The sequence below is a fragment of the Neohoeflea coraliihabitans genome (assembly GCF_019334345.1).
GTDB lineage: Bacteria > Pseudomonadota > Alphaproteobacteria > Rhizobiales > Rhizobiaceae > Pseudohoeflea > Pseudohoeflea coraliihabitans.
This window is the reverse complement of record NZ_JAHWQX010000004.1, coordinates 422,910-437,201: the sequence shown is the minus strand read 5'-3', so window position 1 is coordinate 437,201 and position 14,292 is coordinate 422,910. Positions and strand designations below refer to the sequence as shown.

General features: G+C 62.7%; 12 protein-coding genes. 3 read left to right on the top strand and 9 right to left on the bottom strand.

What is annotated here, in order from left to right:
• Positions 1 to 2: 2 nt before the first annotated feature.
• From KY465_RS16875 to KY465_RS16840, 8 genes are all read right to left on the bottom strand, one after another.
• Positions 3 to 2,213, bottom strand: coding sequence for a flotillin family protein (locus KY465_RS16875; protein WP_219203250.1), 2,211 nt, complete (start codon positions 2,211 to 2,213; stop codon positions 3 to 5).
• 32 nt (positions 2,214 to 2,245) lie between these two features.
• Entirely contained in the window at positions 2,246 to 2,935 is a 690-nt protein-coding gene (locus KY465_RS16870) for a bacteriorhodopsin (protein ID WP_219203249.1), read from the bottom strand.
• Between the two features lie 9 nt (positions 2,936 to 2,944).
• Positions 2,945 to 4,360, bottom strand: coding sequence for an ABC transporter permease (locus tag KY465_RS16865; RefSeq protein ID WP_219203248.1), 1,416 nt, complete (start codon positions 4,358 to 4,360; stop codon positions 2,945 to 2,947).
• Positions 4,357 to 5,694, bottom strand: a complete 1,338-nt coding sequence (locus KY465_RS16860; protein ID WP_219203247.1) for an ABC transporter permease — start codon at positions 5,692 to 5,694, stop codon at positions 4,357 to 4,359. The genes KY465_RS16865 and KY465_RS16860 overlap by 4 nt, the downstream gene beginning before the upstream one ends.
• A gap of 74 nt (positions 5,695 to 5,768) precedes the next feature.
• Positions 5,769 to 6,725, bottom strand: a complete 957-nt coding sequence (locus KY465_RS16855; RefSeq protein ID WP_219203246.1) for an alpha/beta fold hydrolase — start codon at positions 6,723 to 6,725, stop codon at positions 5,769 to 5,771.
• Positions 6,726 to 6,737: 12 nt separating this feature from the next.
• Positions 6,738 to 7,142: a hypothetical protein gene (locus KY465_RS16850; protein ID WP_219203245.1), complete on the bottom strand. Its 405-nt coding sequence runs from the start codon at positions 7,140 to 7,142 to the stop codon at positions 6,738 to 6,740.
• A gap of 16 nt (positions 7,143 to 7,158) precedes the next feature.
• A complete protein-coding gene (locus tag KY465_RS16845; protein WP_219203244.1) occupies positions 7,159 to 9,321 on the bottom strand; it encodes a YbhB/YbcL family Raf kinase inhibitor-like protein in 2,163 nt (720 codons plus the stop codon).
• A 96-nt stretch (positions 9,322 to 9,417) separates the two neighbouring features.
• Entirely contained in the window at positions 9,418 to 10,611 is a 1,194-nt protein-coding gene (locus tag KY465_RS16840) for an ABC transporter substrate-binding protein (RefSeq protein ID WP_219203243.1), read from the bottom strand.
• Positions 10,612 to 10,876: 265 nt separating this feature from the next.
• On the opposite strand from KY465_RS16840, the gene KY465_RS16835 reads away from it, so the two are divergent.
• From KY465_RS16835 to KY465_RS16825, 3 genes are all read left to right on the top strand, one after another.
• On the top strand, positions 10,877 to 11,641 hold the full coding sequence (locus KY465_RS16835; RefSeq protein WP_219203242.1) for an NAD kinase: 765 nt from the start codon (positions 10,877 to 10,879) through the stop codon (positions 11,639 to 11,641).
• A gap of 9 nt (positions 11,642 to 11,650) precedes the next feature.
• On the top strand, positions 11,651 to 12,265 hold the full coding sequence (locus KY465_RS16830) for a hypothetical protein (RefSeq protein WP_219203241.1): 615 nt from the start codon (positions 11,651 to 11,653) through the stop codon (positions 12,263 to 12,265).
• 190 nt (positions 12,266 to 12,455) lie between these two features.
• Entirely contained in the window at positions 12,456 to 13,019 is a 564-nt protein-coding gene (locus KY465_RS16825; RefSeq protein WP_219203240.1) for a type 1 glutamine amidotransferase domain-containing protein, read from the top strand.
• An 88-nt stretch (positions 13,020 to 13,107) separates the two neighbouring features.
• On the opposite strand, the gene prfB is transcribed toward KY465_RS16825, so the two are convergent.
• Positions 13,108 to 14,236 (bottom strand): peptide chain release factor 2 gene (prfB, locus tag KY465_RS16820; protein WP_219203239.1). Its coding sequence is split into 2 segments (ribosomal slippage): positions 13,108 to 14,166 and positions 14,168 to 14,236, totalling 1,128 coding nucleotides; the frame shifts between segments, so codons are not numbered across the junction.
• Positions 14,237 to 14,292 lie beyond the last annotated feature (56 nt).

The following is a 14,292-nucleotide window of genomic DNA, read 5'->3' as shown; positions in this document are numbered from 1 at the left end:
TCCTAGCTGTCGTCGTCGTCACTGCCGCCGCCTTCGGACGGCTTGGGCGGGAAGTTCTTGAACTGCATGCCGCCGGCGGCGCCGAGATTCTTCAACGGCAATCCGATCTCTTCCATCAGCCCGTCGACGAAAGCGACCTGGGTGCGATACTTCATTGCCGAATTGACGACCTGGTCGGAAATGCCGCCGCCTGATCCGCCGCCGCCACCGCTGCCATCGCCGCGATCGGACGGGCTGTTGAGGCCCGGCAGGCCATCGACCTGCAGGATCTTGATGGAGTCGATGTTCTCCATCGGCTTGACCTGTTCGCGGATGATCTCCGGCAGGCGCGTGACAACGCCCTCGAGGATGGCACTGCGGCGCGCTTCCTCGCTGCGCAGGTTCTCCGCCTCGTTGAGCTGACGATTGCCCTCGGCATCGATGGCATAGCGCAGCTCGGCGGCCTTGGCTTCGGCCATGTCGCCCTTGGCGCGATACTCGCTGGCGCTTTTTTCCGCTTCCGCCTGCTTGATCAGGCGAATGGTCTCACGCTCGGCACGTGCTTCGGCATCGATCACCTCGATGGCCTTGGCGCGGTTGGCCTTCTCCTCGGCGCGCGTCGTCTCGATCTGCTCCTCGGACTTGGCCAGCTTGCGCCTTGCCTCGGATTCGTTGGTGCGGGCCACCGCCTCGTCGATCGCCTTGTTGACGACAGCGATCAGGCGCTCCTTGTCGGCCAGTTCGGTTTCCATCTTCTGCTCGATCTCGAAGCGCTCGATGTATCTGCGGGCCGCAACGCGCAGTTCCTCGATCTCGCGGTCCGCAACGACGCGGGCGTCCTCGATCTCGCGGTAGCTGGCGGTTTCGGCGAGCTTGATCTTGTGCTGGCGCTGGATGTCGCGGGCGCGCAGCTCCTCCTCGATCTGCAGGCGCTCGTTCTCGACGGAAAGCTTCTTGGCCAGCATGGCGCGCTCGGATTCCGACTGCGCCATCTCCGAGGTGACGCGGACGTCCTTCTCGCGCTCGACGGCCTCGATCTCGATGAGTTTCTCGGTGGTGATGCGGGCACGCTCGACCTCCTGCTGGGTGAGCAGGCGGGCGTTCTCGATCTTGCCGTCGCTTTCCGTCTCGAGCGTGGTGATATCGAGCCGCGACCTGATCTGGGCCTCGCGGATCTCGGCTTCGCGGTTGATGCGCTCGGCCTCGACCTGGCGATGGCTCTGGATGCGCTCGGTCTCGAGATGCGATTTGGACGTGATCTCGGCCAGTTCAGTGTCGCGGCGGCGCTCGATCTCAAGCGTCTTGATCTCGTTCTCGCTGCGAATGCGCTCTTCGTCGAGCGCCCTGCCCTTGGCGATCATGACGCGTTCGGATTCTTCCTCGGCGCGCACGCGTGCCTGGGTGATCGAGATCTGCGAGGTGGAACGCTCGGTCTCGATCTCGGCGGCCTGCTGCGCCTTTTTCGACTCGATGTCGCGCGCCTGCTCGATGCGGACATATTCAAGATCGCGATCGATCTCGATGATGCGCTGTTCCGCCTCGAAATCACGGGTCTTGATCTGCACCCGCGTTTCGTTCTCGATCTGGTTGCGCAGCTTGCGGCGCTCTTCGGTCTCGCGGACAATCAGCGTCAGGCCCTCGGCGTCGAAATGGTTCGACGGATTGAACACCGAGATGTCGGACTGGTTGAGCGAGGTCAGCGCCGCGGTTTCGAGTTCGAGGCCGTTCGAGGTCAGAACAGTCTCGACGAGGCGCGATACCTGACGGACGAAATCGGCGCGGTTCTGGTGGATCTCGTCAAGCGTCATGGAGGCGGCAACGGTCGCCATGGCATCGACAAGCCGGCCCTGGATGACTTCCTTGAGGGCGGTGGATTCCTGCGTGCGGGCCCCGAGCGTGCGGGCTGCCAGCGACACGCCTTCCTCGGTTGCGATGACACGCACGAAAAACTCCGTGACGATGTCGATGCGCATCTTGTTCTTGGTGGTCAGCGATTGCTCGCCCTGACGCCGGATCTCGATCGGGATGGCGTTCATGTTGACGACGGTGATGTCGTGGATGATCGGGATCACCAGTGCGCCGCCGCCCATGACGACGCGTTCGCCCCCCGAGCCCGTGCGCACGAAACTCTGGTCCTTCGAGGAGTGGCGGTACAGCCAATGCAGCAGATAGACACCGACCGCGATGAGGATCGTGGCCAGGATGATGATTGCGATAATATCGGCACCGGTCATGACGATTTTCCTTCCTTAGCGCCGCAGGGCGATCAGTACCGTTCCTGGCCAGCGACAGCCAGAACGATGAGGGACGGGATGATGAGATTGACGATGTCAAAGACATTGTAGAGGACGATAACGCCCGGCGCCTGGCCAACGCCGATCACCACATCGACGAAGTGCAGGATCGGGTAGACGGCCCAGCCAATGGTGAACAGCAGGCGGATCCAGAAGAAGCCGAGCCGCACGGGCCGCGAGGATTTCCGGACCGCCTCGGTCATGGCCCCGAAATACATCTCGCCGAGAATGTAGAGCCAGAAACCGATGGAGATCAGAACACCCAGCGTCGGGTTGAAGAAGGAGGCATCCCCCAGCCAGCGGCCGAAGGTCATCAGCACGGCCGCACCGGTGATCCGCCAGAAGATACCGACAGGCACCGGTCCCTGCGTGCGGGCGAAGAAATAGACAGCGGCGACCTGCAGCGGATGCACGGTGTACCAGGCCGAAAAGCGCACGCCGGCGCTGGCCTTCTCGCCGCCCAGCCAGAAGCCGGCGGCGCCGGCGTAATACAGCGCGGTGACCAGGCAGGCGGTGGCCACGATCGCCACCGGAACACGCCAGCGCTCGTTGCTCCAGCTCAGGCCGACGAAACACAAGAGCGCGGCGGCGACGCTCATCAGGGCGAGCCCCGTCAGCGAAGTGGAAACCACATCCTGGGAAGTGTAAAGGGTCGTGAACATGGCGTTTCCTCAGACAGTAGCACGAATATGCGGGGACCGGCCGTACAGCGCGACCATGGGCAGGATCAGCAGGCCGAAAATGAACTGTTGCCATTCATATTCGAGACCGATGCCGAGCAGGAACGAAGTCAGGACCTGCAGCACGAGCACCCCGATGACGGTGAACCCGTAGCCGCCATTGCCGCCGAGCAACGATGTTCCGCCGATGACGACGGCAGCCAGGGTGGTGAACAGATAGGGATCTCCAACGCCGATGAAGGCGCCGCCGGACCAGCCGAGCAGCAAGGATCCGGCAAGGGCGGCGAAGACACCGGATATGACGTAGCAGCCGACCCAGTACTTGAACTCGCTGATGCCGATCAGACGCGCCGAGCGACGGTTGCCGCCCAGCGCATAGAGATTGCGGCCCCAGGTGGTGGTCTTCAGACCGACGATCAGGATGACCGCGATGGCCAGCCAGATGAAGATCGTCGGGGGAAACGGAATGCCGAAGAAGCGGCCGTTCATGGCGGCGAGATTGGACAGCCAGCCGGGCACGGTGCCGAAGACATTGCCGGCGAACTGCGAGCCGATCGAGGTCATGATCTGGGTGAAGCCGGCGACGGCGAAACCGGTTCCGAGCGTGACGATCAGCGCCTGCCCCTGCAGCCGGTAGCTCATCACGCCATTGAGAAATCCGACAATCCCACCCAGCACGAGAATGAAACCGAAGGCGACATAGGAGGGCACGCCGAGCGTGATCAGGAACAACAGGGCAATGTTCGATGAGCCGATGACAAACGGGATCGACAGATCGAGCCCGCCGAGCAGCGCCACCATCGTCTGGCCGACCGAGGCAATGCCGAGAAAGGCGGCGAACAGAAGGATCGCCTTGATATTCGGACCGGACAGAAAGCCCTCGATGGAAAAGGCGGAGATGACGATCAGCGCGAACAGCACGATGAGGCCGATGAAGGCCGACCGGCCGGCGGCAAAGTAGCCCGAGATCTTGAAGGCAAAGAGCAGGATCAATTCGAGCACCAGGAACCCGATCAGGTTCTTGATCGAGCGGAATTCCGGGATCGCCGCGGTGAGGATGAGGTAGAGGACCAGCAGGGTCGCCATGGCAATGGCCAGGACGCGGTTGTCGGCCCACAACTGGCGCAAGCGGCTGCTTTCGGCCTCCTGGTCCTCTTCGCTGGCGACTGCCCTGGCTTCGGCGCGCGCCTCGAAGACAACCGCGACATAGTTGAGCAGCACGAAAACCGTGGCGGCCATCAGCACGGTGTAGAGAATGACCTGCTGCGCGGCGAGCCCGGACTGTGCAAAGCCGACACCCAAGCCGATGGCGGCGAGGATCAGGGCCAGGGCGATGTTCAGCCAGACGAGGCCGATGGATTTCGGGATCGGCAGGATGCTTGAGCGGACGACAGGTTTTTCACTCATGGCGCGGCTCCAAAGAGCAGGCTTTCGGGCTGCAGCAGGATGGCGACGAACAGGGCGGTCAGCAAGACAGCGACAAAGAGGTAGAGAAACAGGCCCATCGTGCGGGCGCCGGCCTCTGCATTGACCAGTCTTGCGGTGAAGACGAAGGCGATGGCGGCCAGCCCGGCGAGAAGGGCAAAGCCCTGGATCGGCGAGAACGCCAGGCCATCGGCGGCAACCCGGGCCGGCGGAAGCAGGAAATAGCGATCAGCAAGCGTGGCGCTGGCGACCACGGGCTCAAGGGTCTCGAAAGCGCCATAGGTGGTGACCTGCAGCATGATGCCAATGACGACGAGGGCGAGTACGAGAAAGGCGCTCCATGGCGAGATGAAGCTGACATAGCGCGAGATCAGCGGCACGAGCAGCGTCAGCAGCAACGACAGCACCAGGATAACGCCGTAGACCATCTGGGTCATGAAAGCCTGGATGGCGCCGAAGTTGAAGGTGGCGAGGACATAGCCGATGAGCCACAGGCTGACAGCGCCCATCAGCGCGCCGATGGCGCCGCCGCGCCCGCCGGACAGGGCCACGCCGCCGAGCACGAGCGCGGTAACCGCGGTCAGCGTCATGTTCTGCCCCTGGGTGGGATCGCCCGAGGAGATCAGCGCCGTGTAGCAGATGGCGCCAAGGCCGACATAGATTCCGGCAATCAGATGGGCGCCGATGCGCACGGTGCTCGTCTTGACGCCGGAGGTCCAGGCGGCACGCTCGTCATAGCCCATCATTTTCAGATTGGAATAGAAGGTGGTGGCGGTGAACAGATACCAGCCGGCGGTGGCGAGCGCCAGGATCAGCAGCACCGGCGAGAAGATCGAGGTACCAAGGCCCCAGTCGGACATGAAGGCGGGCGCGACGCCCCCTGGGCGCGGCATGATGACAAGATTGATGCCGGTGAGCGCCAGAAAGCCCGACAGGGCGACGATGATCGGCTGCACGCGCACCCAGATGACGATCAGCGCGAACAGCAATTGATAGAGCATGCCGAGCCCGAGCGCGACAATGAAGGTGGCGATCGGGCTGGTCAGATAGCCGGCGGTGGAGAGCTTGACGATGACGACATTGATGAAGGCAAGCAGCGGGCCGACCGCCAGGTCGACGGTGCTGCGGCCGGTGACGGCCAGCACCATCAGGGCATAAGTGGCCAGGATCAGCGGCGCGGCGACAATGATCGCGCTGCCGATGCCGGATTCAGAAACGAGATTCGGGCCGCGGATGACAGCCGTGCCCAGCAACGCCGCGATCAGGATGATCGGGACGAGGAGATAGGCATTCGTTGAGGATCCGCGTTCTGCCATGGTGTCCGTGGTGTTGAAGGTTGGTTCTCCGCGGCCGATCCGCGGAGAACAGGAATGTTGAAAGGCGGGATGCCCTAAAGGTCGATGACGCGGCGTTCGCTCGGGCGTTCTCCGGAGCGGCTGCGCGTCGAGCTGCCGGAGGTGCCACGCGCCTGATAGTCGCGCGCCGAACCGCCGCGGCGTTCCGGATCATTCTGCAGGATCTTCTTGAAGACCGGCATGATGACTTCCTTGAACTTGTCGGGATCTTCCGAGGTCGGGAAGTGTCCGCCGCCGAAGATGACGCATTCGCTGTTCTTGACCTTCTCGGCGGTGCGCTGGGTCATTTCCGGCGTGCAGGCGAAATCGTATTCGCCGGTCAGGAAATAAATCGGCACCTTGCCGGAAATCTTGTGAACCTTGTCGCGGTAATCGGAATCGACCGAGTAGTAGTAGAGGTCGCCCTTGAAGATGCCGGGGCCGCCCTGGGCGTAGTACCACCAGGTTTCCCAGCGATACTCGTCGGGGCTATCGGGCGCCATCAGGCCGAACACCGACGTCGCGACGGCTTCGCCGCCGTGAATATGCGGGTGGTGCAGCGGGTCGATATGCCAGCCCGGGGAGTGGTCGCAGCCTTCGAGCGCGATCAGCGCCGAATATTCGTTCTCATAGCGCAGGGCCAGGTCAAGGCAGATATTGCCGCCCATCGACTGGCCCATGACGACCGGCTTGTGCAGCTCGAGCGCCCGGCAGAACTCGAGAATGAACTCCGAATAGAAATTCGTCGTCAGCTTGTACTCATCCTCTTCCTTCCAGTAGTCGGCCGGCGGCAGCGACTTGCCGTGGCGCGGCAGGTCGAAGGCGATGACGCGGAAATTCGAGGTGATGTCCGGGTCGCAGAGCTGATGGCGGTATTCGCGGCCATCGGCGCCGGCGGTGTGCAGGCAGACCAGCGGAATGCCCTCCCCCGCTTCTTCGTAATAGGTCCGGTAGGTCTTGCCCTGACAGGTCACATAGACGTAGCGGCCAACGATCGGATCGTGCTTGTTCATCGCTCGTTCTCCTTAAACTTCGCGCATCAGGGCCAGCATCCAGTGCAGAGCCCGCAGGTTCTGCCAGAAGGTCAGCTGGTTGCCTTCGATATGCAGTTGCTTGTGCAGCGGATGCGCCATCGCCCAGATGTCGTTGAACATCGGCGGGGGTGTCTTCTGGCTGAACTTGGACCAGGCCGAGGATGGTGCGCGCAAGGCGAATTCATAGCCGAGATCGGAGGGCTCGAGTCCCTCGGAAATTTTCTCGATCTTGCCCTTGCGGACCTCACAGAGATAGTCGGTGTCGTCGACGCCAAGCACAAACCGCGCATTGAAGAAACGGCCGATTCTGGGAAGAACCCGATCTTCATTGACGCGGCGCGCCCAACGCTCGACCCAGTCGAGGTCGAATGCCTTTCTACTGCCGTGTATGCTCATTTTGATCTCCTGTCGTTCAGGCCGTGGGCAGCGCCGCTTTGGCCGGGCCGTAGGTTGCTGTGAAACTGCTCTGGTCGATGGTCAGCGGCAGAACCGCTTTTGCGAAGGCGGTCAGATCCGCCTCCGGGGGAAGTTCGAGGCTGCGCGCCTTCAGCGCATACAGCGTGAAAACATAGCGATGGGCGGCGTCAGGGGGCCAGGGACCGCCATAGCCGCGTCCGAAGCCGGGAATGCCGAATGTCACGAAATCGGAATTCAGCTCCTGCGAACCGGACGGCATCCGGCCCGTCATCGATGCCCCCTCGGGCAGAAAACGCACATCGGCGGGAATATTGTAGACCAGCCAGTGCGCGAAGCTGCGCGGGAAATTGAATTCCTCCGGCAGATCGGGATCGGTGATGGCAAGCGCAAAGCTCTGCGTGCCGTCCGGGACACCCTCCCATTCGAGCGCCGGCGAGGTCTGGTTGCGTTCGGTAAAGCGGTCCGGAATGATGCTCCCCTGCGGAATGTCCGGGGCCATCAGCAGAAAGCCCGACTGGTTCATTCTTATCCTCCCGTTGATCGTGGGTCCAAGCCGTACCGGGCGTGCCGCCGGGCGGCCATCGTCGCCTGTCGAGCGCCAATTGGCGCCATCCGCCTCCTCATCGCGCTCTTCGCCGGGCAGGCGCGCATCCGCCTTGCGCCCGAAGGTGGCATTGAGAATGACGTGCGTGTCGAAGGGCGGCTCGAAGGTGGACGAGATGACGCCGCCGCGAAACACCAGCACGCGATTGCACAGATCGAGAAACTCTTCGATCTCGGAGGACAGGAACACCGCCGCATTGCCGCGTCCGGCATATTCGCGCAGGTTGCGGTAAAGGTCGAGCTTGGCGCCGATATCGATGCCGCGCGCCGGATCGTTGAGCACGAGCACACCCGGGCGCTCGGCGAAGGAGCGGGCGATCAGCACCTTCTGCTGATTGCCGCCGGACAGCGAGGTAATGAGATTGCCCGGATCCCCCATCTTGGTCGCCAGCTTTCCGGTCTCATGCGCAAAGATCGGGTCGAGCTTGCGGCGATCGATGAAGTTGAAGAAGCCGCCGGTCGCATGTTCGGGATAGATCGACATCGACATGTTCTCGAAGATCGAGAGATTGGGGAAGATGCCTTCCTTCTTGCGGTCGCCCGAGACATAGGCGATGCCGTTCTCGCGGGCACTGGCCAGATCGAAGACCGGCTCGGCGACCTTGTCGCGGATGATGTGAATGGTGCCGGAGAGCGGCGGCTCGACGCCGGCAATGGCTCGCACGAAGTCTGCCTGCCCCTGGCCATCGAGGCCGGTGACGCCAACGACTTCGCCGGGATAGAGATTGAAATCGAAGCGCGGCGTGTCGGGCCAGACATTGATGCTGTTCATGCGCAGCACCGGCTGGTCGGACAGGCGTTTGACGGCCGTCTGCCCGGTCTGGGCGCGCTCGCGTTCGGGGCCGGCAATCAGATGCAGGATGTTTTCCTCGGTGATCTCCTGCTGCTCGAGCGTGCCGACCGACAGCCCGTCACGCAGGACGGTGGCCCGGTCGGCGATGCGCACCAGCTCGGCGATACGGTGGGTGACGATGAAAATGGCGCAGCCATCGGCCTTCATTTCGCGGATCTTGCGGAACAGCCGTTCGGTGGCCTCGAAGTCCAGCGCCGCCGAACTTTCGTCGAGAATGAGCACGCGCGGATTGGTCAGCATGCCGCGGGCGATGGTGATCCATTGCTTGATCGACAGCGGCAGCTCGCCGACGATGGTGTCGGGATCGAGTTCGAAGCCGAGAAGATCGGCCATGATCTGGCGCGCCCGCTCATAGCGCACATCGTGCGGCTCGGCGGCACCGAACAGGCCGTCGGCACCGAGAAAGAGATTGTCGAGCACGGAGCACTCATCGGCCACCAGGACTTCCTGGTAGACGTTGGCAATGCCGAGTTCCTTGGATTCGGATGGCGTCGTGGCGCTCTTGCCGAAAATCGATACCTGTCCGTGATCGGGCACGAGCACGCCGGAAATCACCTTGGCGAGCGTCGACTTGCCGGAGCCGTTGCCGCCGATGATCGCGTGCACCTCGGCCTCATAGGCGCGCAGGTTCACACGGTCGAGTGCGACGGTCGGACCAAAGGTCTTTCGGACGTCAACGAGCTCTGCCGCTACGGAAGACAACTGATATTCTCCGATTGAAGTCCGGCGGGACGCGATCCGCCGGTACGATGCCCCTGGGGTGGCAAGGCCGTGACGCGCACGGCCTTGCCACGTTGATCACTCAGCGACGGGATGCGACGCCGGGTCGTAGGCTTCCGGATCGGCCGGACGCAGGAAGAACTGGTCCAGAAAATCCTTGCCGGCCCAGGCTTCGATGCCCGGATGATACCACTGGTCCGACTGCTCCGAGCAGTCTTCAGGAATGGCGGCCATCATCTGCTCGCGGTCCATCATGATCGGCTTGGTCAGGATCGACTGCACCTTCGGGCCCTGCCCCTGCAGCGTGCGCATCATGATGTTCCAGATCATCTCGAAATCGTCGCCGGGAGGCCATGCGTGAATGGCGGCGGAGACGTAGTCGGGGTTGTTGCGCCAGTAGCACAGGGCGCCCAGTTCCGAGCCGATGGTGATCGGCACCATGTCGCGGCCGGACTGCTGCAACGCGCGCAGGGCGCCGAGCTCGGAGGCCGACTGGATGATGATGCCATCAAGCTTGCCGGGATTGGTGGCGAGCCAGCGCTGGATTTCAGCCTGCGCGACCTGGTCGGTCCACATGCCGGCGATCGGACCCTTGACCTTGATGTCGGGATAGTCCTCGAGAGCCAGCTCGATGCCGACATTCTGACTGTCGGACGCGGATGCGCCGGGGATGCCCTCGACATTGAGGATGGTTCCCTCGCCGCCGATCTCCTCGGCCATCCATTCGCCCATCATGCGGCCGCCGACGACAAAGTTCGCCGAGGAGTTGACCGAATAGGGGCTGGTCAGATAGCCGATGCCGGAAAACACCGCGACATCGTTGTTATAGGCGTATTCCACCGACGCATTCAGCGCCGTCGGGTTGGAACAGCACACGATGACCGCATCGACACCCTGGTCAACGAGCTGGCGGATCTGCTGGATCTGCGTGGCATCGTTGAGATTGGACTGGGTGATGACGACTTCCTCGAGAAGTCCGAGTTCCTTCCACTTGGGAATGATCTCGTTCTGCAGGCGGTTCATCACGCCGGCGCGCCAAGTGTTGCCGGCATAGGACGAGGCGTATCCGATCTTCCACGGCGGCGGATTCTTGGCCACCCAGTCACGATAGGCGCTGTCGCCGACCGGCTGGTTCGGATCGATCATTTCAGGGTTGTAGAGTTCCTGCTGGATATCCTCGGGCAGTTCATCGACACCCGCCACAGAGATTGCGGTGGTCGCCAGAAGCGCCGCACCACAAAGCGCCGCAATGCGCAGCAATGGTTGTTTCATCCTGTTTATCCTCCCTTGCGAAGCTGCCAGACAAGACCGCTGGACGAGCTATTCCCCACTTGACCATGCCAGGATGGCAATCGGAAGCATGTTTTGATTATGCCCCCCATATCCACGGGGTATGACCGGATACAGGAGCGGCGCCGCGCGCGGGACGCGGCATGCGCAAACGAGCAGCCGGACAGGCGGCGTTTGCGGCCGGCAGTCTTGCATCCCACCGGCGCAATCGCCATTGTCGCAGCCCACAGGCAGCAGGCAGGCAGGTATGGACGGAAAGATCACCTTTATCGCGGCATCGACGCCGGAGGCGCAGGCGGCGGCGCGACATCTGGCAGCGCTCTACGGCAATGTGCGCCGGGAGGATGCCGAGGTCATCGTGGCGCTCGGCGGCGACGGTTTCATGCTGGCCACGCTGCACGATGAAATGAATTCCGGCCGGCTGGTATATGGCATGAATCGCGGCTCGGTCGGCTTTCTGATGAATGATTACTCCGACCGGGATCTGCACGGGCGGCTTGCGGCAGCCGTCGAAAACGTGGTGCGGCCCCTGGAAATGCAGGCCACCGACATGAACGGTGAAATCCACCGGGCGCTCGCCATCAACGAGGTGTCGTTGTTCCGCCAGTCTTATCAGGCGGCGAAGCTGCGCATTTCGATCGATGGCAAGGTGCGGATGGAGGAACTGATCTGCGACGGCGTGATGGTGGCGACGCCCGCCGGCTCGACGGCCTACAATCTGTCGGCGCACGGACCGATCCTGCCGCTCGATGCGCCGCTTCTCGCCCTGACGCCGGTCAGCGCCTTCCGCCCCCGCCGTTGGCGCGGGGCGCTGTTGCCGCACAAGGTGCATGTGTCCATCGAAGTGCTTGAAGCCGACAAACGTCCGGTCAATGCCGTCGCCGATCACAGCGAGGCGAAATCGGTGGTGCGGGTCGAGGTTGCCGCTTCGCCGGACACCGATGCGCGCATCCTGACCGATGCCAGTCATTCGCTGAACGAACGCATCCTGAACGAACAGTTTCAATATTGAGGTTGCCCGATGTCTGCTTGCCGATCCCCCTTCCCAAAACAGTCAGCCACTCCCGGCTTCGGCCTGCTTGCCGCCGTGTTGCTTTGCGCGGCGATGACCGCCTTCGCCGCCCTGCCCGCGCCGGCTGGCGCCCAAGACCTCGATGCCGAAGCGGTGCCGGAACGGGTGCTCTTCGTTCTCAGCGGCGGCCGCTGGGCGGACAGCAGCATTGCGCCGGAAGACAGCGAACAAAGCACCGCTGTGGAAGATCCGCCGGCCGAAGGTGACGATGCGCCGGATGCCGCCGAGACCGAGGCGCAGAGCGAGAAGGATGCGGCGGAGAGCAGCCAGCGCGGCTATTACCGGCTTGTGGTGCTGCGCTCGGCCGACAACACCTCGCGCGTTCACCTGCAGCAGGTGGCCCTGACGCCGGACGGGCCGCAGGTGCTGCAGACCCGCGCCATTGCGGCCATCAATGATCTGGGCGCCTATGTCACCGATGTGCGCCAGGAAGACGGCGGCGGCAGTGCCGGCTTCTCGACCTTCGTCAATCTGAAGATCGATCCGGGTGCCGGCGAAGCAGAGACCTGGGCCGTGTTTGTCGATGAATTCGGCGAAGTGGCGGTTGAGCAGGCGACCAATTGAACCGTCGCGCTGTCGCACCGCGTGGGATGAGGCACCGGGCGCGCGGCATCCGCCCCTGTCACAAAGTGTGATTCTCGATCCGCAACAATTTTAACGATTGCCGGGATCATCCGCGCCTTCGTTGCGTTTGCCTTGGGAAGCAGGTCGTCAGCGCCCTGCGCGACACGCAATCCAATGAAAGGATCTCACAATGGCCAAGCTTGATGGCAAACGCATCGCTATTCTCTCCACCCATGGTTTCGAACAGTCCGAACTGGAAGTGCCGCTTTCCAAACTGCGTGACGCCGGCGCCACGGTCGAGGTGATCTCGCCGGAAGAGGGCGAAATCAACGGCTGGGACAAGAAGGACTGGGGCAATTCCGTCAAGGTCGACAAGGCGCTGATCGCCGCCTCGGTGGATGACTATGACGCGCTGGTGCTGCCGGGCGGCCAGATCAATCCCGATCTGCTGCGCACCGACGAGAACGCCGTGAAGTTCGTGCGCGATTTCTTCAACACCAAGAAGCCGCTGGCCGCCATCTGCCATGCGCCCTGGCTGCTGATCGAGGCCGGCGTTGCCGAAGGTCGCGACATGACCTCCTATCACTCGATTGCCACAGACGTGAAGAATGCCGGCGCCAACTGGCAGGACAAGGCAGTGGTGGTTGATGACGCGCTGATCACCAGCCGCAACCCCGATGATCTGGATGCCTTTGTCGACAAGATCATCGAGGAGGTTCTTGAAGGAAAACACGAAGATCGCAGCGCGGCCTGACCCAAGACCTTGGCTGCAGACATTCGGGGCGGCTCCGGCCGCCCCTTTTTTGTTGGCGCGGAGATTCGCTGCGCGAGGCGATGCCGCCTCAATTCAGATCTTCGACCTCTTCACTGCCGCCGTACACGCGCTGCGCCAGCGCTGCCTCCATGAAGGCGTCGAGGTCGCCGTCAAGGACGTTTTGCGGGCTGGTGCTCTCGGTGCCGGTGCGCAGATCCTTGACCAGCTGGTAGGGCTGGAGAACATAAGAGCGGATCTGGTGGCCCCAGCCGATATCGGTCTTGGCGGCATTTTCCACATTGGCCGCTTCTTCGCGCTTTTGCAGTTCCGCCTCGTAGAGCCGGGCACGCAGCATGTCCCAGGCCTTGGCCCGGTTCTTGTGCTGCGAACGTTCCTGCTGGCACTGGACGACAATATTGGTCGGGATATGCGTGATGCGCACAGCCGAATCGGTGGTGTTGACGTGCTGGCCGCCGGCGCCGGAGGCGCGATAGGTGTCGATGCGGCAATCGCTCTCATTGACCTCGATGTCGATGGAATCGTCAATCACCGGATACACCCCGATGCTCGAGAACGAGGTGTGGCGGCGCGCGGCGCTGTCATAGGGCGAGATGCGCACAAGCCGGTGGACACCCGCCTCGGTCTTGAGCCAGCCATAGGCGTTGTGGCCCTTGATCAGCAAGGTCGCCGACTTGATGCCCGCCTCCTCGCCGTCATGCATCTCGAGAACCTCGATTTTCATGCCGCGGCGGTCAGCCCAGCGGGTGTACATGCGCAACAGCATGTTGGCCCAGTCCTGGCTCTCGGTGCCGCCGGCGCCGGAATGGACTTCGAGATAGGAGTCGTTGGCATCGGCCTCGCCGGACAGCAGCGATTCGATCTGCAGCCGGGTGACCTCGCCGCGCATCGCTTTCAGCGCTCTCTCGGCCTCCTCGACGATCTCGCTGTCGCCCTCTCCCTCGCCGAGTTCGATCAGTTCGAGATTGTCGGACAGCTGTGATTCGAGCTTGCGGATGCCGGTGATGCCGTCTTCCAGCTGCTGGCGCTCGCGCATCAGCTTCTGGGCTTCCGTCGGGTTGTCCCAGAGGCTGGGATCCTCGGCGCGGGCGTTCAGCCAGTCAAATCGCTTGAGAGCCGGTTCCCAGTCAAAGATGCCTCCTCAGCAGGCTGATGGCCTGCTTGATTTCATCAACCACATCTTGGGTTTCTGCGCGCATCGCATTCTCGTTCTGTCAGAAATTCAGATTGTCGCAGCCGGCGAGACCGGCAAAGC

Bases quoted from the DNA above. Each gene is read 5' to 3' on its own strand.
- KY465_RS16835 (WP_219203242.1), top strand. From the start codon at position 10,877: ATGGACGGAAAGATCACCTTTATCGCGGCATCGACGCCGGAGGCGCAG.
- KY465_RS16840 (WP_219203243.1), bottom strand. From the start codon at position 10,611: ATGAAACAACCATTGCTGCGCATTGCGGCGCTTTGTGGTGCGGCGCTT.
- KY465_RS16855 (WP_219203246.1), bottom strand. From the start codon at position 6,725: ATGAACAAGCACGATCCGATCGTTGGCCGCTACGTCTATGTGACCTGT.
- KY465_RS16865 (WP_219203248.1), bottom strand. From the start codon at position 4,360: ATGAGTGAAAAACCTGTCGTCCGCTCAAGCATCCTGCCGATCCCGAAA.
- KY465_RS16875 (WP_219203250.1), bottom strand. From the start codon at position 2,213: ATGACCGGTGCCGATATTATCGCAATCATCATCCTGGCCACGATCCTC.
- KY465_RS16825 (WP_219203240.1), top strand. From the start codon at position 12,456: ATGGCCAAGCTTGATGGCAAACGCATCGCTATTCTCTCCACCCATGGT.
- KY465_RS16830 (WP_219203241.1), top strand. From the start codon at position 11,651: ATGTCTGCTTGCCGATCCCCCTTCCCAAAACAGTCAGCCACTCCCGGC.
- KY465_RS16870 (WP_219203249.1), bottom strand. From the start codon at position 2,935: ATGTTCACGACCCTTTACACTTCCCAGGATGTGGTTTCCACTTCGCTG.
- KY465_RS16860 (WP_219203247.1), bottom strand. From the start codon at position 5,694: ATGGCAGAACGCGGATCCTCAACGAATGCCTATCTCCTCGTCCCGATC.
- KY465_RS16850 (WP_219203245.1), bottom strand. From the start codon at position 7,142: ATGAGCATACACGGCAGTAGAAAGGCATTCGACCTCGACTGGGTCGAG.